A 22,196-nucleotide genomic window follows, 5' to 3' on the forward strand; every position below is an offset into this window, starting at 1 on the left:
AGGCGGCAGCGCTGCTGACTACGCCATCCGCTTAACTAGTGGACCAGCGAATCGAGCAGCAGGCAATCACCATGCTTCGGCGCGGTCGAAATTACCCGCCGTTACATATTCACTTCGTGACCCCCGTCCTTAGCGTTGACATCGTCGATCTCCGACCGAAACACGGGATCGTAGCGCCACACTGCGCTCCCCATGGCCGTGGCTTTGGTGTAGGCCGCTGCCAACGTAAGTGCGGCGTCTCGATCGCCGGACGGCATCGCCGAAGCTGAACTAACTGCCTGTTGCGGCAGCACTGCCGCATTTGCACTAACGGCATCAGCGAACGCGCGATCATCGGTGTTTGTGTCGATGTCGACCGAAAGCACGGCCAGCCCATACGTGTAACACGACTTCAGATTCGCAGCCGCAGCTTCCTCCGCGGTATAGGTAGGCGACATCGACGTGCTGGAGAAAGCTGCGGATGAGCTGCTCGCGGGGCGCGTAGCGCGGCAAAGAGGGCTGCCGCACCCGGTAAGACGGCGACCGCAACCAACGCGATCGCTAACCATGCCGTGGACGGGGCGGTTGCTGCATTGGAAAAGGCGGTGTCCACTGCATTGAGCTCGGCCGCGGGCCGGTTATTGCGCCACCCTCAGCAGGTGAAGGCAAATCCGCCGCCATACACCCTCATTAGTTGTCAAGTAGCTACCCAAGTCAGAGGTCCACATAACCGGTGGACAATTCGCCAAACTAGTGGACCCGCCAATCGGGTAACCAGCAATAACTAGCGCTTTGCACAATTAACCGCCCCCACACACCTTTTGCATCGCGGCATCATTGGCATTGGCATTGCTCAGCGCTGACTGCCATACCGGATCATCGCTTCCCGTTGCCAAGCTAGTTGTGGCTACGACATTGCTGTATGACCCCGCTACGGCGAGCGCAGCCGCGCGGTCGCCGGTTGTGATCGCCGGATTCGCGTTAACTGCGTGTTCCAGTGTTACCGCTCCGTTTAACGTCGCGAGGTTTGCACGGTCCGAGTTCTTGCCATTTGTCTCAATCTGCACCGCCCGCGCAACGCGCTTGTAAGCATCACACAACTTTTGGTGCCCCGCGGCGACTTCGGCAGCACTGTAGATAGACGCGGACGTGGTAGGCGCCGAACCAGACGCCGGCGAGCGGGTCGTAACCACAACCAGTGCAGCGACGGCCACAACCGTCGCGACTATCGCCATAACAAATGCGCCCACAGCGAGTGCCGGCCAGAACCGGGAGCGCTGCGGTGGCGGTGGCGGATAGCCCGGCGCCCACTGCCCGAAAGGCGGGCCCGCAACCGGATTAGAGGGGTGCTCTTCCGCCACGCGCCTTCCTCAGGCGTTCAGCGCCGACGGGCCCGAACTCGGCCGCACCGCCTTCAGCTCTTCAGCGTTGTGCTGATCCATATTGGTGAACCCGTTAGCCGCGTGGTGTGCCTTCGTCCCGACACTGGTGAGCGTCTCGCTGTGGCCCTGCAGGTTTTTCACGTGCTGCCCGTGCGCGGTGGTTACGGCGTTGTGGAAGGAGTTGGCCGCTTCGAAGTCACCGAACATCCCCGATTCCAGGGTTCCGCCGGCGAGGTGATCTGCCCCTTCTTGGGCGTGCCCACCAGCGCGGTGGGACTGGTTGCCTCCCGAGTGCAATTGCTCCGTATTGACGAACATTGGCACTCCTTCCAAACTTCGACCGGCATGGCCTAAAGGCCTTTTGAGCAGCCTAAAAGCGAGCCGGTCAGTGGTCAATTCACCGGGTGTCGGTCCGGCGAATCGCAGCCTCCATCGCCCTAAAAGCCATGCCCGTTGGTGACGGCCCGCCCGGGGCGATCCCATTCCGGGTCGACGGCGATGGGCATCTGAATATCGACGCGGGGTAGCGAGACCGTCCCCCACGGCAGCTGGACCTGGCGAGGGATCGCGATCCGCGCCTGGGCTCGATCGGCCGCCAGCATGCCTTCGGCCGCCAACCGATCGCCGTGCCCGGTGACGATTTGCGTCATGTTGTGCAGCGCTTCGCTGCCCACGTCGTAATAGTGCGCGTGGTCGGTGAACCATGGCGTGAGGCTGTGCGAGCCGGCGACTTCGGCGCGGAAGCGCACCGCTCCGAAAGCCTCGTGGGCCGGGTCGGCGCCCAGCCCGGCCCACGGCCCTAGCGGTCCCCCGAGCGTCTTGTTCAGCCCGTTCGGCAGCCCGTTACCTGACTCCCCGATCCAGCTGATCGCATCGGTCGACGCGGCGCCAACATAGACCCTGCCGCCGTCAAGGTGTAAGTCCGCGGCATGGTGCGCCAAATCGGTTCCCGGGCAACCGGTTAGCACGGCATCATTGGCGCGCATACCGCTGTTGACAAAGGCATCGGCTACGGTCGTGGATCCGTAGGAATGCCCGAGGACGGTGACATGGCTCGGTGTTGACGCCTCGTGGGTTGCCGCCAGGCCGTTGACATCGGCGGCCAGCAGCGCCCCCGCCTGCCGTGCCCTCCATGGAGTGCCGACCTGCTCCAGTTCGGCCGGCTCGGTGAGGGTTCGCTGCCAATGCGGATGGTCGAATTCCGGTGCGTCATAGCCCATCCACGCCAACACCGCGGTGGTGTGCAAGGGGTCGGCCTTCGCCGCCTGCTCGTAGAGATTGATGGCGTCGTCGGGCCCGTCGGACATCCACCCTCCCCTAACGCTGCTATTGGTCCCCGGAACCATGACGGCCGTGTTCCGGGACTTGTCCGGGTTGCCGATCGCGATCGCCGCCCTGCCCTTGCCGCCGAACGCCAGCGGGTCATAGGCCCACAACATGATCGGGAGCCCGTGCTGGGGCGCGGATCCCTCGTCGCGCTGGAGAAAGTCGTTGGCCTTCACCGCGTTCTGGTACCTGGTGATGTCGGTGACGCATAGGCCATACTCTGCGGGGTTGGCGAACACATCGGCATCCCGGTTGTTGAGCGCGTTGTCTCGAAGCGCGTCCGGGACCATCCCGCGCCGACGGACGGCATCTTCGACCCGGCGCAAGTCGTCGTTCATCGCCGCCTGGTTCACCGAGTCCCGCACGTCGGCCGGAATCCCGTTGAGGTTGCCCAATTCGGGCGGATGCTGATCGGTCAAAAGCCGCTTCTGGTTGGCGCTCAACGAGTCCCACCACCGTTTGACGCGATCCGCGCTGGCGTCCGATGGCGGAATCAACAGTTCGTCGACACCACTGATCTCGGCCGGGTCGGCTCCGTCTGTTCGCAGACGGTCCAGCGCGGCGCGGAGCGTCGACGCATACCGATCGCGAATCTGGCCGAGCGCGAACACGATCGCCCTCGTCTCGTCGACGGCCTCCCCGCGCAGACCGTCGACGCCGCAGTGGTTCCCATCGGCAAGGGCTTCGCAAATCTCGTCGTCGATGTCTTCGAGGTCGTAATCCAGCGCGACGATGTACCCCGCGGCCTCCCGTTGGGCTTCGGCCAGCGTTGCGGCAATCACCTCCAAATCGATTGCGATCTTCGGTAATTGCGCGGCTTGCAGACCGAGCGACCGGAACACGCGTTGCACCTCATCGGAGTCATTGATGGGACGCTCGCCGTTCCGGTGATTCCACGCCGCGTCGAACCGTCGGCGGGCTGCCTCGAACGCGGCGGCGGCCTCGCTAGTGCTGGTCCCGGCGGCACGGAAGGCCCGCGCTAGATCGGAGATCCGTGCGGGGCGGCCGGCCTGCAGGCCGGCGTTGAGCGACCACGGATCACCGCCGGCCTCGGCGACGAGAAACGGGATGCTGATGTGGCGGAGTTCCATCGCGACGGCCATTGAAGCGAAATCGCTACGCCAGCAACCTCATAGGGAGCTCGCGCCGTCGGCGAGACCGTCGCCGTCGCTGTCGGTCAGCCGGACGTTCCACTTGCCGTCGCCGTCGGTGTCGACGTATCCGGTCACACCGGCGTCGTCGGAGCGCAGCACCCGATCGGCCAGCCCGTCACCGTCGGTATCGAGGAGCCGGTCATCCGCACGCCCGTGGCCGTCGAGATCGACCAGCGGGCCGCCGGTGTGCTCGACACCGTCGAGGCCGAACCAGCGCAGTTGCCCGCCACGGTCCATCGCCACCGCCCACGTCCCGGATCCATCGTCGGTGAAGTAGGCCTCGGGCGTGCCGTCGTTGTCGACGTCGAGCACGGCGTGATCGACGAGGCCGTCGCCGTCGAGATCGGCGAGCGCGTCGTCGCGCAGCCCGTCATGGTCGAAGTCCATCCCGATCGATTCGAAGCGGCCGTCACCGTCGAGGTCGAGGTCGGGTTGGCCGTGCCAGATCGCCGCCGCGCCATTATCACCAGCCAAGCAGTAGTCCACGACTAGTCGGACGCAACCCCGCCGCTAAGCGTTCCCCCGAGATCGCCACCACGCCAACAGTTCCGCGGTGGCCTCGTCGGTGTCCAACGGGCCGCGCTCGAGGCGCAGCTCCTTCAAGAACCGCCATGCCTCGCCGACCTGGGGACCCGCGGGGATGCCGAGCAGTTCCATGATCTGGTTGCCGTCCAGGTCGGGGCGCACCCGCGCCAAATCCTCCTGGGCGGCCAGCTCGGCGATCCGCGTCTCGAGCCGGTCGTAGCTGGACTGCAGCCGCGCGGCCCGCCGCTTGTTGCGGGTCGTGCAGTCGGCGCGCACCAGCTTGTGCAGCCGCGGCAGCAACGGGCCGGCGTCAGTGACGTAGCGCCGCACCGCAGAATCGGTCCACTTGCCATCGCCGTAGCCGTGGAACCGCAGATGCAGATACACCAGCTGCGAGATGTCCTCTACCATCTGCTTGGAATACTTCAAGGCGCGCAACCGCTTTCGGACCATCTTGGCGCCGACAACCTCGTGGTGGTGAAAGCTCACCCCGCCGTTGGCTTCGTGGCGCCGCGTGGCCGGCTTGCCGATGTCGTGCAGCAGCGCGGCCCAGCGCAGCACCAGATCCGGTCCATCGTCTTCGAGGGCGATCGCCTGGCGCAGCACGGTCAGCGAGTGCTGGTAGACGTCCTTGTGCTGGTGGTGTTCGTCGATGGCCATCTGCATGCCACCGATCTCGGGGAGTACCACCTCACCCATGCCGGTTTGGACCAGCAGATCGATCCCGGCCGTTGGGTCGTCGCCGAGCACCAGTTTGTCCAACTCGGCGGCTACCCGTTCGGCGCTGATCCGGCCCAGCTGCGAAGCCATCTGTTCGATCGCTGCGCGCACCCGCGGCGCGACGGTGAAGCCGAGCTGGGAGACGAACCGCGCCGCCCTCAGCATCCGCAACGGATCGTCGCCGAAGGACACCTCGGGTGCGGCCGGGGTATCCAGCACCCTCTCGCGCAGCGCCGCCAAACCGCCTAGCGGATCGAGGAATTCGCCCGGACCCTCCGGCGTGATACGCACGGCCATCGCGTTGGCCGTGAAGTCGCGGCGCACCAGATCGTCCTCGAGGCGATCGCCGTACTGCACGTCGGGGTTTCGCGACACCTGGTCGTAGGTGTCGGCGCGGAACGTGGTGATCTCCAAGCGATGGTCGCCCTTGCCGACCCCGACCGTGCCGAATTGGATGCCGGTGTCCCACAGGTTGTCGGCCCATCGCCGCAGGATGTTTTGCACCTGCTCGGGGCGCGCGTCGGTGGTGAAGTCGAGGTCGGGACTCAACCTGCCCAGCAAGGCATCCCGCACCGAACCGCCGACGAGGTAGAGCTGGTGGCCCGCGGCCTCGAACGCGGAGCCCAGCTCGGCCAGCATGGGCGCATGCCGATTGAGCGCGACCGCGGCGGCGGTCAACAGTTCGGCATCCTGGGCGGCGTCAGGCACGTTCGATCAGCCTAGTCGGCTGGAAACGAAAAGCCCGTGTGAGGAGCCTCGCACCCGCGACGTGGCACCAAAGTGCGCATCAAACCTGAATTGACCGGCCATTGCGCGTCAGTAGTCTCACGAAGCTATGGCGTCGTCTGTCCGGCCGAAAGGTTTCGATGCCCCCGTTTGGCGCACGGCGACGCTGTCCGCGCCGTTCATGGTTCAAGCGGTGCTGGCAGTGTTGCTCATCGCTATGTGGCTGCTGGGCAAGTGGCCGTTCGAAACGCATAGTGCGTACGCCGGTGAACGCGCGTGGATGCTGACCGCCACCGCCATCACAACCCTGACGTCGCTCTTGGTCAGCGCCGCACTGCTCAGGTCGCGGTCGCCGCGCAATCGCGGCCTCGGTCTCAGCCTCGCGAGCTGTTCAGTCGTTGTACTGGCGGGCGGCACGATTTTCGCCTATATGGTGCTGCGCTGATGACCGATAACGAAACAATGCACACATCGATGGGCCTATACGGTCCGCTGACTTTTGCAGTAGCCATGGTCCACGTTTTCGCGGTCGACCTTGCCACCTGGCTGTTCGTTCTGCCGATGTGGCCCTTCGTATTTATCGTTCTTCCAATAACGCTGGCGTACATCGGCGTCAGCGCGCTGGTTGCTAGGGCACCAGGTCGATGGGGCCAGGTTGGCCGCGGAATGATGATTGGCAGCCTGTCCGGACCACTCTCACTCTTGGTCTTCATTCCCGCTTTCATCATCGCCGGGGCGATAGGCCCGCTCTGACGCGACGGAACCGTTGCGGCTACTGCGCCATCGCACACCCACCCAGCGGCGAGTATGTCCAGGAGAGCATGCCGTGCCAGCTACTATCGCTTGGGTGTCGGACGGCGAACAAGGCAAACCACGTCGGCGCCGGGGACGGCGCCGCGGTCGTGGCGCTGCAGCTTCGTCCGAGAAGCAGACCAGCGGTCAAGTAAACGGCGATTCGACAGCGACCAAACCGCGCCGATCGCGCGGGTCCCGCCGCGGGCCGGAGCGGTTGCGCACGGTCCACGAGACATCCGCGGGCGGGCTGGTCATCGACGGGCTCGACGGACCGCGCGACTCGCAGGTGGCCGCCCTGATCGGTCGCATCGACCGGCGCGGACGGATGTTGTGGTCGCTGCCCAAGGGCCACATCGAACTCGGTGAGACGGCCGAACAGACAGCCATTAGAGAAGTAGCCGAAGAAACCGGCATCAAGGGCAGCGTGCTGGCCGCGCTTGGGCGCATCGACTACTGGTTCGTCACCGACGGCCGCCGCGTGCACAAGACCGTGCACCACTACTTAATGCGCTTCTCCGGCGGCGAGCTCTCCGACGAGGACCTTGAAGTCGCCGAAGTGGCCTGGGTGCCCATGCAAGAACTGCCGTCGCGGCTGGCCTACGCCGACGAACGCCGCCTGGCCCGCGTCGCCGACGAACTGATCGACAAGCTGCAAAGCGACGGCCCGTCCGCGCTTCCCCCGCTGCCGCCCAGCGCGCCGCGGCGCCGCCCGCAGACGCATTCGCGGACCCGGCATTCTGACAAACCGGCCACGGGCCGGAAGAACGGCCACGGACCGGGGCCGTGACGGCGCCGCTTCTCCGTCGGGCCGGCCTGCTGCGCATCGCGGCCGTGCTTGGCATCGTGGCCGGACTCGCGGTACTCGCCGGCCCGGTGGTTCCACCCGCGGCCGCGGGCGAGCCGGGGGTGACGCCGTTCGTGCGGGTTCGCATCGACCAGGTCACCCCGGACGTGGTCACCACGACCAGTCCACCAGTTGTGACGGTCAGCGGCATGGTGATCAACATCGGCGACCGCCCCGTTCGCGACGTCATGGTCCGCCTCGAGCACGCCGGCGCGGTCACCACGTCCGCGGGCTTGCGCACCACTCTGGACGGCGACACCGACCGGTACGAGGCGGCCGCCGATTTCCTCACCGTGGCGCCCGAACTGCAGCGCGGGCAAAAGGTCGGCTTCACCCTGTCGGCCCCGCTCCGCGCGCTGACCAAACCGTCGCTGGGAGCCGAAAAACCCGGCATCTACCCGGTTTTGGTCAACGTCAACGGCACGCCCGACTACGGCGCTCCCGCCCGGCTGGACAACGCGCGCTTCCTGTTGCCCGTCGTCGGGGTGCCCCCCGACCGCGCCGACGACGTGGGCTCCGCCGTCGCGCCCGATACCTCCAAACCCGTGGGGATCACCATGCTGTGGCCGCTGGCCGATCGGCCACGGCTGGCCCCCGGCGTGCCCGGGGGAACCATCCCGGTCCGGCTGGTCGACGACGACCTGGCCACCTCGCTGGCCAGCGGTGGGCGGCTCGACATCCTGTTGTCGGCGGCCGAGGTCGCGACCAGTCACGACGTCGACCCCGACGGCGCCGTCGGTCGCGCGCTGTGTTTGGCGATCGACCCCGACCTGCTGGTCACCGTCAACGCGATGACCGCGGGTTACGTCGTGTCCAATTCGCCCGACGGCCCGGGTCAAATTCCGGGCACCCCGACCCACGCCGGCACGGGACAGGCCACCGCGGCCGAATGGCTGAACCGCCTGCGCGCGCTCGCGCGCCGGACCTGCGTGGCCCCGCTGCCCTATGCGCAAACCGACCTGGACGCCTTGCAGCGCGTCAACGATCCAGGTCTCACCGCCACGGCCACCACCACCGGCAACAGCATCGTCGACAAAATCCTGGACGTCTCGTCAGTCGGCGGCGCCACGCTGGTGCCCGACGCCCCGCTGACCAACCGCGCGGTCGCGCTGCTCGGCGCCAACGAGGGCACGGTCGCGATCGCCCCCGCCGACCTTTCGGCCGCCGACGCGCAGGGCTCCTCGGAGACCGCCGTCGCCACCGCGCCCCGGCGATTGTCCCCACAGGTCGCGGTCGCGCCGTTCGATCCGGCCGTCGGGGCGGCGCTGGCGGGCGCGGGATCTAGCCCCGAGGTGCCCACCTACCTGGACCCGTCCCTGACGGTCCGGCTGGCGCACGATTCGGTGACCGCGCGCCGCCAGGACGCCTTGGGCTCGATCTTCTGGCACGCGCTCCGGCCCGACGACGCGCCGCGCACCCAGATCCTGGTCCCGCCGGCCACGTGGAACCTGCAGGCCGACGACGCGCAGGTCATGCTCACCGCGCTGAGCACCTCCATCCGCTCCGGTCTGGCCGTGCCGCGCCCCCTGCCGGCGGTAATCGCCGACGCCTCGTCGCGCACCGAACCCCCCGAGGAAGCCGGCGCCTACGCCTCCGCGCGCGGGCAGTTCAACGACGACGTCACCGCCGCGATCGCCGGCCAGGTCGGCCGGCTGTCGGGATTGACGTCCGCACTGATGACCGACGACCGCACAGGGCTGACCGGCGTCCAATACACGGCGCCGCTGCGCGAGGACATGCTGCGCGCGCTGAGCCAGTCCGAACCGCCCGACTCCCGCAACGGGTTGGCGCAAGAGCGCCTGGCCGTGGTCGGTAAGACGATCAACGACCTGTTCGGGGCCGTCACGATCGTCAACCCGGGTGGCTCGTACACGCTGGCCACCGAGCACAGCCCGCTGCCGTTGGCGCTACACAACGGCCTGAGTGTTCCGATCCGGGTGCGGGTGCACGTGGACGCCCCGCCGGGGATGAACGTCACCGACGTCGGTCAGATCGAACTGCCACCCGGCTACCTCCCGCTGCGTATTCCGATCGAGGTGAACTTCACCCAACGCGTCGCCGTCGACGTGACCTTGCGGACGTCGGACGGTCTGCGGCTGGGCGAGCCGGTGCGGCTGTCCGTGCATTCCAACGCCTATGGCAAGGTCCTGTTCGCGATCACGCTGTCGGCCGCGGCGGTGCTGGTCCTGCTGGCGGGCCGGCGGCTGTGGCACCGCTTCCGCGGCCAGCCCGATCCCGCCGACCTGGATCGCCCCGACCCACCCCACGCCCGGCACGTGGCCGAATCCGGCGCCACGCACGACGATGCCGACCAACGGGTCGAACAAGAGCACCGAGTATGACCTCCGCCTACCGGCAGGCCCCCTCGCACCACCACCGCCCGCCACAGCCGCCGCGCCGTTCCCCGATGCAGGGCTCGCCGCCGACCGGGCCGCTGCCGCCCGTGCCCGCCGGGATCGATCGTCGACGCCCGGAACTGTCGGACGCCGCGCTGGTGTCGCGGTCCTGGGCGATGGCCTTCGCGACATTGATCAGCCGGCTCACCGGCTTCGCCCGGGTGGTGCTGCTCGCCGCGATCCTGGGCGCCGCGTTGTCCAGCGCGTTCTCGGTGGCCAATCAGCTGCCCAACCTGGTGGCGGCGCTCGTCCTGGAGGCGACGTTCACCGCGATCTTCGTGCCGGTGCTCGCGCGCGCCGAGCAGGGCGACCCCGACGGCGGGGCTGCGTTCGTGCGGCGCCTGGTCACGCTGACGACCGCGCTGCTGGTCTTCGCCACCGCGGTCTCGGTGCTGGCCGCCCCGCTGCTGGTGCGGCTGATGCTGGGCCGCGACCCGCAAGTCAACGAGCCGCTGACCGTCGCCTTCGCCTACCTGCTTCTCCCCCAGGTCCTCGCCTACGGACTCACCTCGGTGTTCATGGCGATCCTCAACACCCGCAACGTGTTTGGGCCCACCGCGTGGGCGCCCGTCGTCAACAACGTCGTGGCGCTGGCCACCCTGGCGATCTATGCGGCCGTCCCCGGTGAGCTGTCGGTCGATCCCGTGCGGATGGGCAACGCCAAGCTGCTGGTGCTCGCCATCGGCACCACGCTCGGCGTCTTCGCGCAAACCGGGATGCTGCTGGTCGCGCTGCGCCGGCAACGCGTCGACCTGCGCCCGCTGTGGGGCATCGACGCACGCCTCAAACGGTTCGGCACCATGGCCGCCGCGATGGTGCTCTACGTGCTGATCAGCCAGCTCGGCCTGGTGGTCGGCAACCAGATCGCCAGCACCGCAGCGGCGTCCGGGCCCGCGATCTACAACTACACGTGGATGGTCCTGATGCTGCCGTTCGGCATGATCGGGGTGACGGTGTTGACGGTGGTGATGCCGCGGCTGAGCCGCAACGCAGCCGCCGACGACACCAAAGCCGTGCTCGCCGACCTGTCGCTGGCCACCCGGCTGACGTTGATCACGCTGATCCCGATCGTGGCCTTCATGACCGTCGGCGGCCCGGCGATGGGCAGCGCGCTCTTCGCCTACGGTCATTTCGGGAACGTCGACGCGGGATACCTGGGCGCGGCGATCGCGCTCTCGGCCTTCACGCTCATCCCGTACGGCCTGGTGCTCTTGCAGCTGCGGGTGTTCTACGCGCGCGAACAGCCCTGGACGCCGATCGTGATCATCCTCGTCATCACCGCGGTCAAAATCCTCGGCTCGGTGCTGGCGCCCCACCTCACCGACGACCCCAAGCTGGTCGCCGGTTTCCTGGGGATGGCCAACGGCGTCGGCTTCCTCGCCGGCGCTCTCGTCGGCTACCTGTTGCTGCGACGCGCGCTGTTGCCCGCGGGCGGCCACCTGATCGGCGTCGCCGAGGTGCGCACGATCCTGGTGACGCTCACCGCATCGATGCTGGCCGGGTTGATCGCGCACGTCGCGGATCGGCTGTTCGGGCTCGACGGGCTGACCGACCACGGCGGCGCCGGCTCGTTGCTTCGCCTGTTGGTGCTGGGGCTCATCATGCTGCCGATCACGGCCACGGTCATGCTGCGCGCGCAGGTCCCCGAAGCGCAGGCCGCGTTGGACGCCGTGCGGTTCCGCATCACCGGCCGGGGGCCGCGGCCCCGCAGACCGAAGCCAGCGGATCGATCGTCTCACCGGCGCCCGGTCACGTACCCTGAGCAGAGGAATTCGTCCCCGCCTGGGGTCAATGCGGTCCAGGAGCCGATCCGGCGCAGGCCTCCGGAGCGGGCAAACCGAGCCCGGCTAGCGAAAGGACCGGAGGTGACCGACCGCCCGATGGAGAGCCCCGCATCCAGCGCCGGGCCCGGCACAGGGTCAGGGACTTCGCGGCCGGTCGCCGACGACTTCCAGCCCGACATCCCCGCCGACGAGCCGCAACGCTCGACGCCCCGCCCGCCCGAACCCGCCAACGGCGACATCGGCGGCGAATCCCGGCGCGGGCCGGCCTCTTTCGACGCGCCGCGCGAGCGCGCCGCGGACTCACCGGGCGACGACGTCCACCTGGTGCCCGGCGCCCGGATCGCCGGCGGCCGCTATCGGTTGCTGGTGTTCCACGGCGGCGCCCCACCGCTGCAGTTCTGGCAGGCGCTGGACACCGCGCTGGACCGGCAGGTGGCGCTGACGTTCGTCGACCCGGACGGCGCACTGCCCGACGAGGTGCTGCAGGAGATCCTGTCCCGCACGCTGCGGCTCAGCCGCATCGACAAACCCGGCATCGCCCGCGTGCTCGACGTGGTGCACACCGGCTCCGGCGGCCTCGTGGTCTCCGAGTGGATCCGGGGCGGCTCGTTGCAGGAGGTCGCCGACACCGCACCGTCACCGGTGGGCGCCGTGCGGGCCATGCAATCGCTGGCCGCCGCCGCCGACGCGGCCCACCGCGCCGGCGTCGCGCTGTCGATCGACCACCCCAGCCGGGTGCGGGTCAGCATCGAAGGCGACGTCGTGCTGGCCTACCCGGCGACCATGCCCGACGCCAACCCCCAAGACGACATCCGCGGCATCGGCGCCGCGCTCTATGCCCTGCTGGTCAACCGGTGGCCCTTGCGGGAGAGCGGGGTGCGCAGCGGGCTCGCGCCGGCCGAACGCGACTCCTCGGGCAATCCCGTCGAACCCATGGCCGTCGACCGCGACATCCCGTTCCAGATCTCCGCGGTCGCCGTCCGGGCGGTCCAGGAGGACGGCGGAATCCGCAGCGCCTCAACGCTTTTGAACCTCCTCCAGCAGGCCACCGCGGTCGCCGACCGCACCGAGGTGCTCGGCCCGATCGACGATTCGCCCTCGCCGTCGACGGCGCTCATCTCACCCGGTCAGGAGCAGGCGACCTTCGCGCGGCGGCGGCGCAACGTGCTCATCGGCGCGGGCGCCGGCCTGGCCGTCATCGTGGTGGCCCTGCTGGTGCTGGCGTCGGTGGTGAGCAAGATCTTCGGCAATGTCGGCGGTGGCCTGAACAAGGACGAACTCGGGCTGAACGGCCCCTCGGCGTCCGCGTCGGCGTCATCGTCGACCACCACGTCCGCGGCCGCGGGCAGCGTCGTGAAACCCACCCGGGCGAGCGTCTACTCCCCCGACGGCGAGGTCGACAACCCGGGCACCGCCGGACAGGCGATCGACGGCGACCCCTCCACCGCGTGGGCCACCGAGGTGTACACCGACGCCGTCCCCTTCCCCAGCTTCAAGCAGGGCGAGGGCCTGATCCTGCAACTGCCCAACCCCACCGTCGTCGGCCAGGTCACCATCGACACGCCCAGCTCGGGGACCAAGGTCGAGATCCGCGCCGCCTCCTCGTCGGCGCCGGCCTCCCTCAACGACACCAAGCTGCTGGCTCAGGCCTTCACGCTCAAGCCCGGCCACAACGTCATCCCGGTCCGAGCCGGTTCGCCGACGTCGAATCTGCTGGTCTGGATCTCCACGCTGGGAACCACGAACGGCAAGAGCCAGGCCGGCTTTTTCGAGATCACGGTGCAGGCCGCGTCCTGATCCGCCCGCGTTCCACACACTCACACGACCGATCCTGAGTGAAGTGCCGCCCGATACCGGATTAGTTAATGTCCGCCCGTGGGCTTCGGGGGAAACGTCAAGCGGGACCGCAGTGACGCCGAGCTGCTGGCGGCCCATGTGGCCGGTGACCGCTACGCATTCAGCGAGCTCTTCCTGCGTCACCAGCGCCACCTGCACCGGCTTGCCCGGCTCACCACTCGCACCCCCGAGGACGCCGAAGACGCGCTGCAAGACGCCATGCTCTCCGCGCACCGCGGCGCCGGCGCGTTCCGGCACGACGCCGCCGTCGGCAGCTGGCTGCACCGCATCGTGGTCAACGCCTGCCTGGACCGGCTACGCCGCACCAAGGCCCACCCGACCGTTCCGCTGGAGGACGTCTACCCGGTCGCCGATCGGACCGCCCAGGTCGAGACGACGATGGCGGTGCAGCGGGCCTTGATGCGCCTTCCCGTCGAGCAACGGGCCGCGGTGGTGGCCGTCGATATGCAGGGCTACTCGGTCGCCGACACCGCCAGGCTGCTCGGCGTCGCCGAAGGCACGGTCAAGAGCCGGTGTGCTCGCGGCCGCGGCCGCCTCGCGGAACTACTCGGCTACCTCAACGCCGGCGCCCACGCCGCACCGGAGGGCGCCGCCGGCCAGGCCTGACCGGTCGCCGCGCGGGCCCATCCGTGGCCATCCGCCGGCGCATGACGGACACTGGGTCCGATGGATGCGGCGGACAACGACGGGGCGGATCACCGCAGCGCGGAATCGGACCCGCCGCTGACCGTCGAACTGCTCGCCGATCTGCAGGCCGGCGCGCTCGACGACGAGGCCGCCGCCCGGGTCCGCCGGCAGGTCCGTGCCGACCCCCAGGCCGCGGGCGTGCTCGCCGCGCTGAACCGTGTCCGCCGCGACGTCGCCGCCGTCGGCGCCGACCCCGGCTGCGCGCCGGACCCGCCCCCGCGGGTCGCCGCCCGGATCTCGGCGGCTTTGCGATCGGCGGAGCCCCCACCCGGGCGGGCCGCCCACTCCGCCCGCCCGCGTCTGCGCCCGGCGCGCCTCATCGCGGCGGCCGCCGGTCTGTGTGCCGCGCTGGCCGCGATCGGCTTCGGCACGGTCGCGCTCCTGCACGCCCCCCAACCCGCCCCGAGCACCCCGGACGACGTCCAGCACATCACGGTGTCGACGCCGCCGATGGAGGTCCCGCTCTCCCCGGACGAAATCCTCGGCCTGCTCGGCCGCGCACCCGACTTCGGCTCGTCCGGCGGCACGCTCAGCGACCCCGCCCGCCGCGCCTCCTGCCTCACCGGCCTCGGCTATCCGGCCGCCACACAGGTACTGGGCGCGCGCCCGGTCGAGATCAACGCCCGCCCCGGCATCGTTCTGGTGATACCCGGCGACAGCCCGCACGTCCTGGCCGTCTACGTCGTGTCACCGAACTGCAGCGCCGCCGATACCGGGCTATTGGCCAATACCCAGGTGCCGCGCCCCTAATGTGGTGCCATGCGCGGCGCCCCCGCTATCGCGAACACCCGGGAACAGCCGTGCCTACGCTGACGTTTATACGGGTCCAGAGACGATTGCTCGAAAGGTTTTCATGACCGCCGACACTGTGCATGACGTGATCATTATTGGTTCGGGTCCTGCGGGGTATACCGCGGCGTTGTATGCGGCGCGGGCGCAGTTGGCGCCGGTGGTGTTTGAGGGGACGTCGTTTGGTGGGGCGTTGATGACGACGACCGAGGTGGAGAATTATCCGGGTTTTCGTGACGCGATCATGGGTCCGGAGTTGATGGATCAGATGCGTGAGCAGGCGCTGCGCTTTGGTGCCGATCTGCGGATGGAAGACGTCGAATCGGTCGCGCTGCAGGGTCCGGTGAAGTCGGTGACCACCAGCGAGGGTGAGACGGTGCGCGCGCGGGCGGTGATCTTGGCGATGGGGGCCGCGGCCCGGTATTTGGGGGTGCCGGGTGAGCAGGAGTTGTTGGGTCGTGGGGTGTCCTCGTGTGCGACCTGTGATGGGTTCTTTTTCAAGGATCACGACATCGCGGTGATCGGTGGTGGGGATTCGGCGATGGAGGAGGCCACGTTTTTGACCCGGTTTGCCCGCAGTGTGACGGTGGTGCATCGCCGCGAGGAATTTCGGGCGTCGCGGATCATGTTGGAGCGGGCCCGGGCCAACGACAAGATCACCTTTGTGACCAATCAGGCGGTTGAGGCGGTGGAGGGTGCTGAGACGGTGACGGGGTTGCGGTTGCGTGACACGGTCAGCGGTGAGGAGTCGACGCTGGCGGTGAGCGGGGTGTTCGTGGCGATTGGGCATGACCCGCGTTCGGAGTTGGTGCGCGAGGTGCTCGAGACCGACCCCGACGGGTATGTGTTGGTGCGTGGGCGTACTACCAGTACCTCGATCGAGGGGGTGTTTGCCGCCGGGGATCTGGTGGATCGCACCTACCGCCAGGCCGTGACCGCCGCGGGCAGCGGCTGCGCGGCCGCCATCGACGCCGAACGCTGGCTCGCCGACCACGAGGAGTCCAGCGCCGCCGCCCAGGGCGACGCAACCGAATTACCGGGCAGTACCGACACATTGATTGGAGCACGACAATGACCGATGCCGAAAAGGCCGGGGCCACAATAGAAGTCTCGGACGCATCATTTTCGACCGAGGTATTGTCCAGCAATAAGCCTGTGCTGGTGGACTTTTGGGCCACATGGTGCGGACCCTGCAAAATGGTGGCGCCGGTCCTCGAGGAGATCGCGGGCGAGCGCAGCGATCACCTCACCGTCGCCAAGCTCGACGTGGACGCCAACCCCGAAACCGCCCAGAACTTCCAGGTCGTTTCCATCCCCACCATGATCTTGTTCAAGGATGGCCAACCGGTGAAGCGCATCGTCGGCGCCAAGGGCAAGGCGGCGCTGCTGCGCGAGCTTTCTGACGCGGTCCCCGGCCTCAGCTAATCGCCTTCGATCGTCGCACCACACCCCGGCGCATAGCCTGGGGTTTTCTGGAATTCGCGAACCGTCTGCGACAATACGGTTAGCTGTTGCCCATCTATGAGCGTGTCAGTTTGTCCCGGAGGGCCCTTGGTATGTCGAGTCCGCGCCGCGAATACGGCGACGCGCTGCGCTGTGGTGACCGCAGCGCCGCTGTGACCGAGATCCGGGCCACCCTCGCCTCATTGGGGATGCTGGACGGCTCCGACGACGAGGATCTCACTACCGGCCGGCACGTGGCCCTGGAACTCTTCGACGCCGAACTTGACCAGGCAGTTCGCGCTTTCCAACAGCATCGCGGGCTGCTCGTGGACGGCATCGTCGGCGAGGCCACCTACCGCGCGCTCAAGGAGGCGTCGTACCGACTGGGCGCGCGCACGTTGTATCACCAATTCGGCGCTCCCCTCTTCGGTGACGACGTCGCCACGCTGCAGGCACGGCTGCAGGATCTCGGTTTTTACACCGGCCTGGTCGACGGCTATTTCGGGTTGCAGACACACAACGCTTTGATGTCGTATCAGCGTGAGTACGGGCTGTCGGCCGACGGTATCTGCGGCCCGGAAACGTTGCGCTCCTTGTACTTTCTGAGTTCACGGGTCACCGGCGGATCGCCCCACGCGCTTCGCGAAGAAGAACTGGTGCGCCGTTCGGGCCCCAAGCTGTCGGGCAAGCGCATCATCATCGATCCGGGCCGCGGCGGTGCGGATCACGGCCTGATCGTGCACGGTGCGTCCGGTCCGGTCAGCGAAGCGGATGTGTTGTGGGACTTGGCGAGTCGACTTGAGGGCCGGATGACCGCCATCGGGATGGAGACCTTTCTGTCCCGTCCGGTCAACAGCAGCCCCTCGGACGCCGAGCGTGCGGCCACCGCCAACAATGTCGGCGCCGACCTGATGATCAGCCTGCGCTGCGAAAGTCAGCTCAGCGCCGCGGCCAACGGGGTGGCATCCTTTCACTTCGGCAACTCCCATGGTTCGGTGTCCACCATCGGCCGCAATCTGGCCGACTTCATTCAGCGAGAAGTGGTGGCACGCACCGGTTTACGGGATTGCCGCACGCACGGCCGGACGTGGGATCTGCTGCGTCTGACCCGCATGCCGACGGTCCAGGTCGACATCGGATACATCACCAACCCGCGCGACCGCGCCATGCTGGTCTCTACCCAGACCCGCGATGCCATCGCCGAGGGAATCCTCGCCGCGGTCAAGCGGCTCTACCTGCTGGGCAAGAACGATCGGCCCACGGGCACATTCACTTTCGCTGAGCTACTGGCCCACGAATTGTCAGTGGAGCGCACCAGCCAGCTGGGCGGTTCGTAGCCGCTCAACCACCCAGGGTGGTTCCCAACGCATTCCCCGCCGTGGAGCCGGCCCCGACCGGCTGCTCCAGATGCGCGCTTTCCAGCAGACGTTCCAGGGCCGCCTCGACTTCGGCCTTCCATCCCAGGCCCTTGTCGAGCTCGAGCCGCAGTCGCGGGAAATACGTATGTGGTGCCACCACAACGAATCCCGCGTCTTTCAAGAATTCCGCGTCCATCACACAGCGCTCTACCGAGCAATCGCCGACGGCTTCCAACACCGCCCGCACATCGGGACCCACCAGTCGCGGATCCTGTAATTCCGACGCCGCCGGGGTGCGGCCGAACGCCTCGAGCGCCCGCACGCCGCGTCGCACCAACTCGTCGATGACCCGGGCGATCAAGCCGTGCGGCAGGTCGTCGGCGGCGGGGCCGGGTTCGATGCCCATCGACGTCAGCATCACCGCGTCCGCGGACACCGGGCCGGTCGGAAATCGTTGCGCCCGCGGCACCGCCCGCGGCGGCGCGTAGAACACATAGCCCAGGCACGGCGGCTCGGCCTGGCTTCGCTCGTCGGGTATCGCGGTCGCCACCTGACCGCACGAGCCCCACTCCAGCATGACCATGGACAGCCACGCTTCTTTTTCGAATTCGGGGTCGGTGAGGTGATCCTGGTTGCCGAGGGTCGCCGGATCGACTTCCCAGAACACGCACCGGCGCGCGTGCTTGGGAAGCTGCTCGAAGGCCTCGAGCCGCAGCGGCATGATTCGAGCGGACACTAGCCTCCTGCTCCTGTGCGGTACGGCAGCCATCTGCACCGACAACCCCTCCAGGATAGGAGAGGTGGTCGTGATCGGGCCAGCTTTAGCCCGGCCACACGCGTCGGGGCGTCCGAACCGCCGCCATAACGCGGTCGCGGACCGTCGATCATCGAAAGTCGTTGCTACCCATGCTGTTTCGCCAAACCGTGGCATCGGGGGGCAAAAATTTCTCGCCGCGTCGGCCCCAGTGTCACAGTGACGTAATTACACCGTGTCCTAGCTCAGGCCTTCGGCGGGGACATGACGTCGATGATCCGCTGGAGGTCGTCCACCGACCCGAACTCGACGACGATCTTGCCCTTGCGTTTGCCCAGGCTGACCGTCACTCGGGTATCGAAGACGGTCGAGAGCCGGTCGGCGACATCTTGCAGGCCGGGCATCTGGATCGGCTTGCGCCGCGGGGGCGTCGGCGCGGTCGCGCCGGACCGGTTGGCCAGCGTGACCGCCTCCTCCGTGGCCCGCACCGACAATCCCTCCGCGACGATGCGGGTGGCCAGCTCCTCTTGGGCCTCGGGACCGGCCTCGAGAGACAGCAGTGCGCGGGCATGACCGGCGGACAGGACCCCGGCGGCCACACGCCGCTGCACCGCGATCGGCAGCTTGAGCAACCGGATCATGTTGGTGATCAACGGCCGCGACCGCCCGATGCGGGCCGCCAGTTCATCGTGGGTGACCCCGAACTCGTCGAGCAGCTGCTGGTAGGCGGCCGCCTCTTCCAAGGGGTTCAGCTGCACGCGGTGGATGTTTTCCAACAGGGCGTCGCGCAGCAGATCGTCGTCGCCGGTCTCGCGCACGATCGCGGGGATGGTCGCCAGCCCGGCCTCCTGGGCCGCCCGCCAGCGCCGCTCCCCCATCACGATCTGGTAGCGCGCACCGCTGGCCGAATCCTTGACGGCCCGCACCACGATCGGCTGCAAGAGCCCGAACTCGCGGATGGAGTGCACCAGTTCCGCCAGCGCTTCCTCGTCGAAGACCTGACGGGGCTGACGGGGGTTGCGCTCGATATCGGCCGGCGCGATCTCGCGGTAGACCGCCCCCATGGAAGCGGTTGCCGACGCGTCCTGCGGCGCCGGTCCGCCGATCAAGACGTCGGCGGCCGCGTCCCCCATCCGGGGGCCGAGGGTCGCCGGACCGGAATCACCTTCCGCGGGACCGGTCGGAATTAGCGAAGCCAGGCCCCGGCCGAGGCCACCCTTTTTGCGTAACGGCTGCGTCATGGTCGTCCCTTCACGGATGGTGGTCAATCGCGCTCGGCGAGTTCGCGGCTCGCGTCGAGGTAGCTCATCGCCCCGCGGGAACCGGGGTCGTAATCGATGATGGTCATGCTGTAGCCCGGCGCCTCGGAAACCTTCACGCTGCGCGGAATCACCGTCCGCAGCACCTTGGCCCCGAAGTAGCGGCGCACCTCCTCGGCGACCTGGTCCGCCAGCTTGGTGCGGCCGTCGTACATGGTCAGCACCACGGTGCTCACCTCGAGCTTCGGGTTGAGGTGGGCCTTGACCATCTCGATGTTGCGCATCAGCTGCGAGACGCCCTCGAGGGCGTAGTACTCGCACTGGATAGGGATCATGACTTCCGGCGCCGCGACGAGCGCGTTGATGGTCAGCAGGCCGAGCGACGGCGGGCAATCGATGAAGACGCAATCGAAGTCGAGGCTGTCGAGGTCGGCCAAAGCGGTACGCAACCGATTCTCGCGCGCAACCATGCTCACCAATTCGATCTCGGCGCCCGCCAGGTCGATGGTCGCGGGGATGCAGAACAGCCGGTCGTTGTGCGGGCTCTGCCGCAGGGCATCGTGGACGGAGACCTCACCCAACAACACCTCGTACGACGACGGCGTCCCCGACTTCCGGTCGGTGATGCCCAGCGCCGTGCTCGCGTTGCCCTGGGGGTCGAGGTCGATGACGAGGGTCTTGAGGCCTTGGAGCGCGAGGGCCGCGGCGAGGTTGACCGCCGTGGTCGTCTTGCCCACGCCGCCCTTCTGGTTCGCGACGGTGAAGACGCGGCGCCGGGCCGGCCGGCGCAGCGGCGGATACGTGGTGTGCAGGACCCGCATCGCCCGTTCGGCGGCCGCGCCGATCGGGGTGTCGTATTCGGCGCTTGTTTCACGTGAAACATTCGGCTGTGCGGCCGGTGCGGCCGCCGGCTCGGCCGGGGGCGCCGGCGTGGGAGCCGCCTGCGGGGCGGCCTCGGGCGGCTGTGCGGTCACCGGCCTGTCTTCTGGAAAAGTCATCGCGTTCGGGCCTTCCCGGTCCGTGCCGACTTGCGGTGCGGCGGCTGCCCGCGTCGCGCTGAAACTACGGTTGCGGGGGGACGCAAATAGTTCGCGCCACATGTCACCACCCTGACATCAGCGGCGCCCGATGCTGCCATCACACGCCGGAATTGTTCAACTTCCTCGGACGCCCGCTCCCCCTTGATGGCCAGCATCCGACCGTCTGGGCGTAGCAACGGCATGCTCCACTTCGTCAGTTTGTCCAACGCCGCAACCGCTCGTGAGACCGCCGCATCCCTCGACCCGAACCGGTCACGCACCCCCGGATCTTCCGCGCGGCCGCGGACCACCTCGACGGCTAACCCTAGTTCGTCGACAACCTCGTTGAGAAATTCGCTGCGTCGCAGGAGCGGTTCGAGCAACACGACCTCGAGATCGGGCCGTGCGATCGCCAGCGGTATCCCGGGCAAGCCCGCCCCGCTGCCGATGTCGATGACGCGCTCGCCCGTGCCGAGGAGTTCGGCGACCGCGGCGCTATTCAATATGTGGCGGTCCCATATCCGGTCGACTTCCCGCGGCCCCAGCAGCCCGCGCTCCACGCCCGCACCCGCCAGGAGCGTGGCGTACCGCTGCGCGATTCCGAGGTGCTCGCCGAAGGCGGCGGCCGCCGAATCAGGAGCGGCGCCCATGCCCGGGTGCGAGCCCGCGCACTCCCCCGCGGCTTCGGCCGGGCCGCCATGTTTCACGTGAAACATCCTCGAGTTGGCGCGTGCACTTTCAACCTTCGGCCGCCCTCCGCACGAGACGAACTACACCGCTGTAACTCTGGGCGTCAGTCGTGCAGCACGACCACGCGGCGCGACGGCTCGACGCCCTCGCTCTCGCTGTGGACTCCGGGAACCGCCGCGACGGCGTCGTGCACGATCTTCCGTTCGAAAGGTGTCATCGGTGCCAGCTCTTCGCGCTCCCCCGACTCGAGCACCCGCCGCGCCACCTTGTCGCCCAGCGCCGCCAACTCTTCGCGCCGGCGCCGGCGCCAACTCGCGATGTCGAGCATCAACCGACTCCGCACGCCGGTCTTCTGGTGCACCGCCAACCGGGTGAGCTCCTGAAGCGCGTCGAGCACCTCGCCGCCGCGGCCGACCAACTTGTTCAAGTCGTCGCCGCCATCGATGCTCACCACGGCCCGGCTCCCCTCGACGTCCAGGTCGATGTCGCCGTCGAAGTCCAAGAGGTCCAACAACTCCTCGAGGTAGTCGCCGGCGATCTCGCCCTCGGCGACCAACCGCTCCTCCAGGTCGTCGCCCTCCTCGGCGTCACCCTGGACGGTGTCCTCGGCCGCCGCTTGGGTCTCGAGGTCCGTGTCCACGTCGCGCTCGGTGGTGTCGGCGTCTGTCATGTCTTTCTCTCCCTCATCCATGGGTCTGAGCCCGGTTGG

At 68.1% G+C, this 22,196-nt stretch carries 21 protein-coding genes; 10 read left to right on the plus strand and 11 right to left on the minus strand.

Annotated features, from left to right (window positions below; translation table 11 throughout):
- Positions 1–101: 101 nt before the first annotated feature.
- The 6 genes from K883_RS27475 to K883_RS08870 all read right to left on the minus strand — a co-directional run bounded on the left by K883_RS27475 (position 102) and on the right by K883_RS08870 (position 5,794).
- On the minus strand, positions 102–365 hold the full coding sequence (locus tag K883_RS27475) for a hypothetical protein (protein WP_131820941.1): 264 nt from the start codon (positions 363–365) through the stop codon (positions 102–104).
- Between the two features lie 414 nt (positions 366–779).
- A complete protein-coding gene (locus K883_RS28540; protein ID WP_081914360.1) occupies positions 780–1,340 on the minus strand; it encodes a hypothetical protein in 561 nt (186 codons plus the stop codon).
- Between the two features lie 9 nt (positions 1,341–1,349).
- The gene (locus tag K883_RS08855) at positions 1,350–1,679 is read right to left on the minus strand and encodes a DUF2563 family protein (RefSeq protein ID WP_036454275.1); all 330 of its coding nucleotides are present in this window, start codon (positions 1,677–1,679) and stop codon (positions 1,350–1,352) included.
- 119 nt (positions 1,680–1,798) lie between these two features.
- The gene (locus K883_RS08860) at positions 1,799–3,778 is read right to left on the minus strand and encodes a putative alpha/beta hydrolase (RefSeq protein ID WP_036455372.1); all 1,980 of its coding nucleotides are present in this window, start codon (positions 3,776–3,778) and stop codon (positions 1,799–1,801) included.
- Positions 3,779–3,817: 39 nt separating this feature from the next.
- The gene (locus tag K883_RS08865) at positions 3,818–4,327 is read right to left on the minus strand and encodes a hypothetical protein (RefSeq protein WP_036454278.1); all 510 of its coding nucleotides are present in this window, start codon (positions 4,325–4,327) and stop codon (positions 3,818–3,820) included.
- A gap of 24 nt (positions 4,328–4,351) precedes the next feature.
- On the minus strand, positions 4,352–5,794 hold the full coding sequence (locus K883_RS08870; RefSeq protein ID WP_020824028.1) for a CCA tRNA nucleotidyltransferase: 1,443 nt from the start codon (positions 5,792–5,794) through the stop codon (positions 4,352–4,354).
- Positions 5,795–6,014: 220 nt separating this feature from the next.
- Between K883_RS08870 and K883_RS08875 the strand changes: the two genes are divergently transcribed.
- From K883_RS08875 to K883_RS08920, 10 genes are all read left to right on the plus strand, one after another.
- On the plus strand, positions 6,015–6,257 hold the full coding sequence (locus tag K883_RS08875) for a hypothetical protein (protein WP_036455374.1): 243 nt from the start codon (positions 6,015–6,017) through the stop codon (positions 6,255–6,257).
- A 65-nt stretch (positions 6,258–6,322) separates the two neighbouring features.
- On the plus strand, positions 6,323–6,565 hold the full coding sequence (locus K883_RS08880) for a hypothetical protein (protein WP_020188382.1): 243 nt from the start codon (positions 6,323–6,325) through the stop codon (positions 6,563–6,565).
- A 94-nt stretch (positions 6,566–6,659) separates the two neighbouring features.
- Positions 6,660–7,394: an NUDIX hydrolase gene (locus K883_RS08885; protein ID WP_036454280.1), complete on the plus strand. Its 735-nt coding sequence runs from the start codon at positions 6,660–6,662 to the stop codon at positions 7,392–7,394.
- On the plus strand, positions 7,391–9,793 hold the full coding sequence (locus K883_RS08890) for a hypothetical protein (RefSeq protein ID WP_036454282.1): 2,403 nt from the start codon (positions 7,391–7,393) through the stop codon (positions 9,791–9,793). The genes K883_RS08885 and K883_RS08890 overlap by 4 nt, the downstream gene beginning before the upstream one ends.
- A 65-nt stretch (positions 9,794–9,858) precedes the next feature.
- Positions 9,859–13,428, plus strand: coding sequence for a murein biosynthesis integral membrane protein MurJ (locus K883_RS08895; RefSeq protein WP_036455376.1), 3,570 nt, complete (start codon positions 9,859–9,861; stop codon positions 13,426–13,428).
- 78 nt (positions 13,429–13,506) lie between these two features.
- Positions 13,507–14,094, plus strand: a complete 588-nt coding sequence (sigM, locus tag K883_RS08900; RefSeq protein ID WP_036454285.1) for an RNA polymerase sigma factor SigM — start codon at positions 13,507–13,509, stop codon at positions 14,092–14,094.
- 60 nt (positions 14,095–14,154) lie between these two features.
- Positions 14,155–14,925, plus strand: coding sequence for an anti-sigma factor (locus tag K883_RS08905; protein WP_020824035.1), 771 nt, complete (start codon positions 14,155–14,157; stop codon positions 14,923–14,925).
- A gap of 103 nt (positions 14,926–15,028) precedes the next feature.
- Entirely contained in the window at positions 15,029–16,039 is a 1,011-nt protein-coding gene (gene trxB, locus K883_RS08910; protein ID WP_020824036.1) for a thioredoxin-disulfide reductase, read from the plus strand.
- Positions 16,036–16,389, plus strand: coding sequence for a thioredoxin (gene trxA, locus K883_RS08915; RefSeq protein ID WP_008262471.1), 354 nt, complete (start codon positions 16,036–16,038; stop codon positions 16,387–16,389). Before trxB ends, trxA begins: the two co-directional genes overlap by 4 nt.
- Positions 16,390–16,520: 131 nt before the next feature.
- On the plus strand, positions 16,521–17,744 hold the full coding sequence (locus K883_RS08920) for an N-acetylmuramoyl-L-alanine amidase (RefSeq protein WP_008262474.1): 1,224 nt from the start codon (positions 16,521–16,523) through the stop codon (positions 17,742–17,744).
- A 4-nt stretch (positions 17,745–17,748) separates the two neighbouring features.
- On the opposite strand, the gene K883_RS08925 is transcribed toward K883_RS08920, so the two are convergent.
- The 5 genes from K883_RS08925 to K883_RS08945 form a co-directional block, all read right to left on the minus strand.
- Entirely contained in the window at positions 17,749–18,501 is a 753-nt protein-coding gene (locus K883_RS08925; protein WP_014381551.1) for a hypothetical protein, read from the minus strand.
- Between the two features lie 263 nt (positions 18,502–18,764).
- A complete protein-coding gene (locus K883_RS08930) occupies positions 18,765–19,760 on the minus strand; it encodes a ParB/RepB/Spo0J family partition protein (RefSeq protein WP_036454288.1) in 996 nt (331 codons plus the stop codon).
- Between the two features lie 23 nt (positions 19,761–19,783).
- Positions 19,784–20,776: a ParA family protein gene (locus tag K883_RS08935; RefSeq protein ID WP_369798864.1), complete on the minus strand. Its 993-nt coding sequence runs from the start codon at positions 20,774–20,776 to the stop codon at positions 19,784–19,786.
- Positions 20,773–21,513, minus strand: coding sequence for a 16S rRNA (guanine(527)-N(7))-methyltransferase RsmG (gene rsmG, locus K883_RS08940; RefSeq protein ID WP_020824039.1), 741 nt, complete (start codon positions 21,511–21,513; stop codon positions 20,773–20,775). Before rsmG ends, K883_RS08935 begins: the two co-directional genes overlap by 4 nt.
- A 77-nt stretch (positions 21,514–21,590) precedes the next feature.
- Positions 21,591–22,157: a Jag family protein gene (locus K883_RS08945; protein WP_009952226.1), complete on the minus strand. Its 567-nt coding sequence runs from the start codon at positions 22,155–22,157 to the stop codon at positions 21,591–21,593.
- Positions 22,158–22,196: the final 39 nt, after the last annotated feature.

Source organism: Mycobacterium sp. TKK-01-0059, from assembly GCF_000709305.1.
GTDB lineage: Bacteria > Actinomycetota > Actinomycetes > Mycobacteriales > Mycobacteriaceae > Mycobacterium > Mycobacterium intracellulare.

Coding starts and splice junctions, on each gene's coding strand:
- K883_RS08855 (WP_036454275.1), bottom strand. CDS start 1,679: ATGTTCGTCAATACGGAGCAATTGCACTCGGGAGGCAACCAGTCCCAC.
- K883_RS08860 (WP_036455372.1), bottom strand. CDS start 3,778: ATGGAACTCCGCCACATCAGCATCCCGTTTCTCGTCGCCGAGGCCGGC.
- K883_RS08880 (WP_020188382.1), top strand. CDS start 6,323: ATGGTCCACGTTTTCGCGGTCGACCTTGCCACCTGGCTGTTCGTTCTG.
- K883_RS08895 (WP_036455376.1), top strand. CDS start 9,859: ATGCAGGGCTCGCCGCCGACCGGGCCGCTGCCGCCCGTGCCCGCCGGG.
- K883_RS08905 (WP_020824035.1), top strand. CDS start 14,155: ATGGATGCGGCGGACAACGACGGGGCGGATCACCGCAGCGCGGAATCG.
- trxB (WP_020824036.1), top strand. CDS start 15,029: ATGACCGCCGACACTGTGCATGACGTGATCATTATTGGTTCGGGTCCT.
- trxA (WP_008262471.1), top strand. CDS start 16,036: ATGACCGATGCCGAAAAGGCCGGGGCCACAATAGAAGTCTCGGACGCA.
- K883_RS08920 (WP_008262474.1), top strand. CDS start 16,521: ATGTCGAGTCCGCGCCGCGAATACGGCGACGCGCTGCGCTGTGGTGAC.
- K883_RS08930 (WP_036454288.1), bottom strand. CDS start 19,760: ATGACGCAGCCGTTACGCAAAAAGGGTGGCCTCGGCCGGGGCCTGGCT.
- K883_RS08935 (WP_369798864.1), bottom strand. CDS start 20,776: ATGACTTTTCCAGAAGACAGGCCGGTGACCGCACAGCCGCCCGAGGCC.
- rsmG (WP_020824039.1), bottom strand. CDS start 21,513: ATGTTTCACGTGAAACATGGCGGCCCGGCCGAAGCCGCGGGGGAGTGC.
- K883_RS08945 (WP_009952226.1), bottom strand. CDS start 22,157: ATGACAGACGCCGACACCACCGAGCGCGACGTGGACACGGACCTCGAG.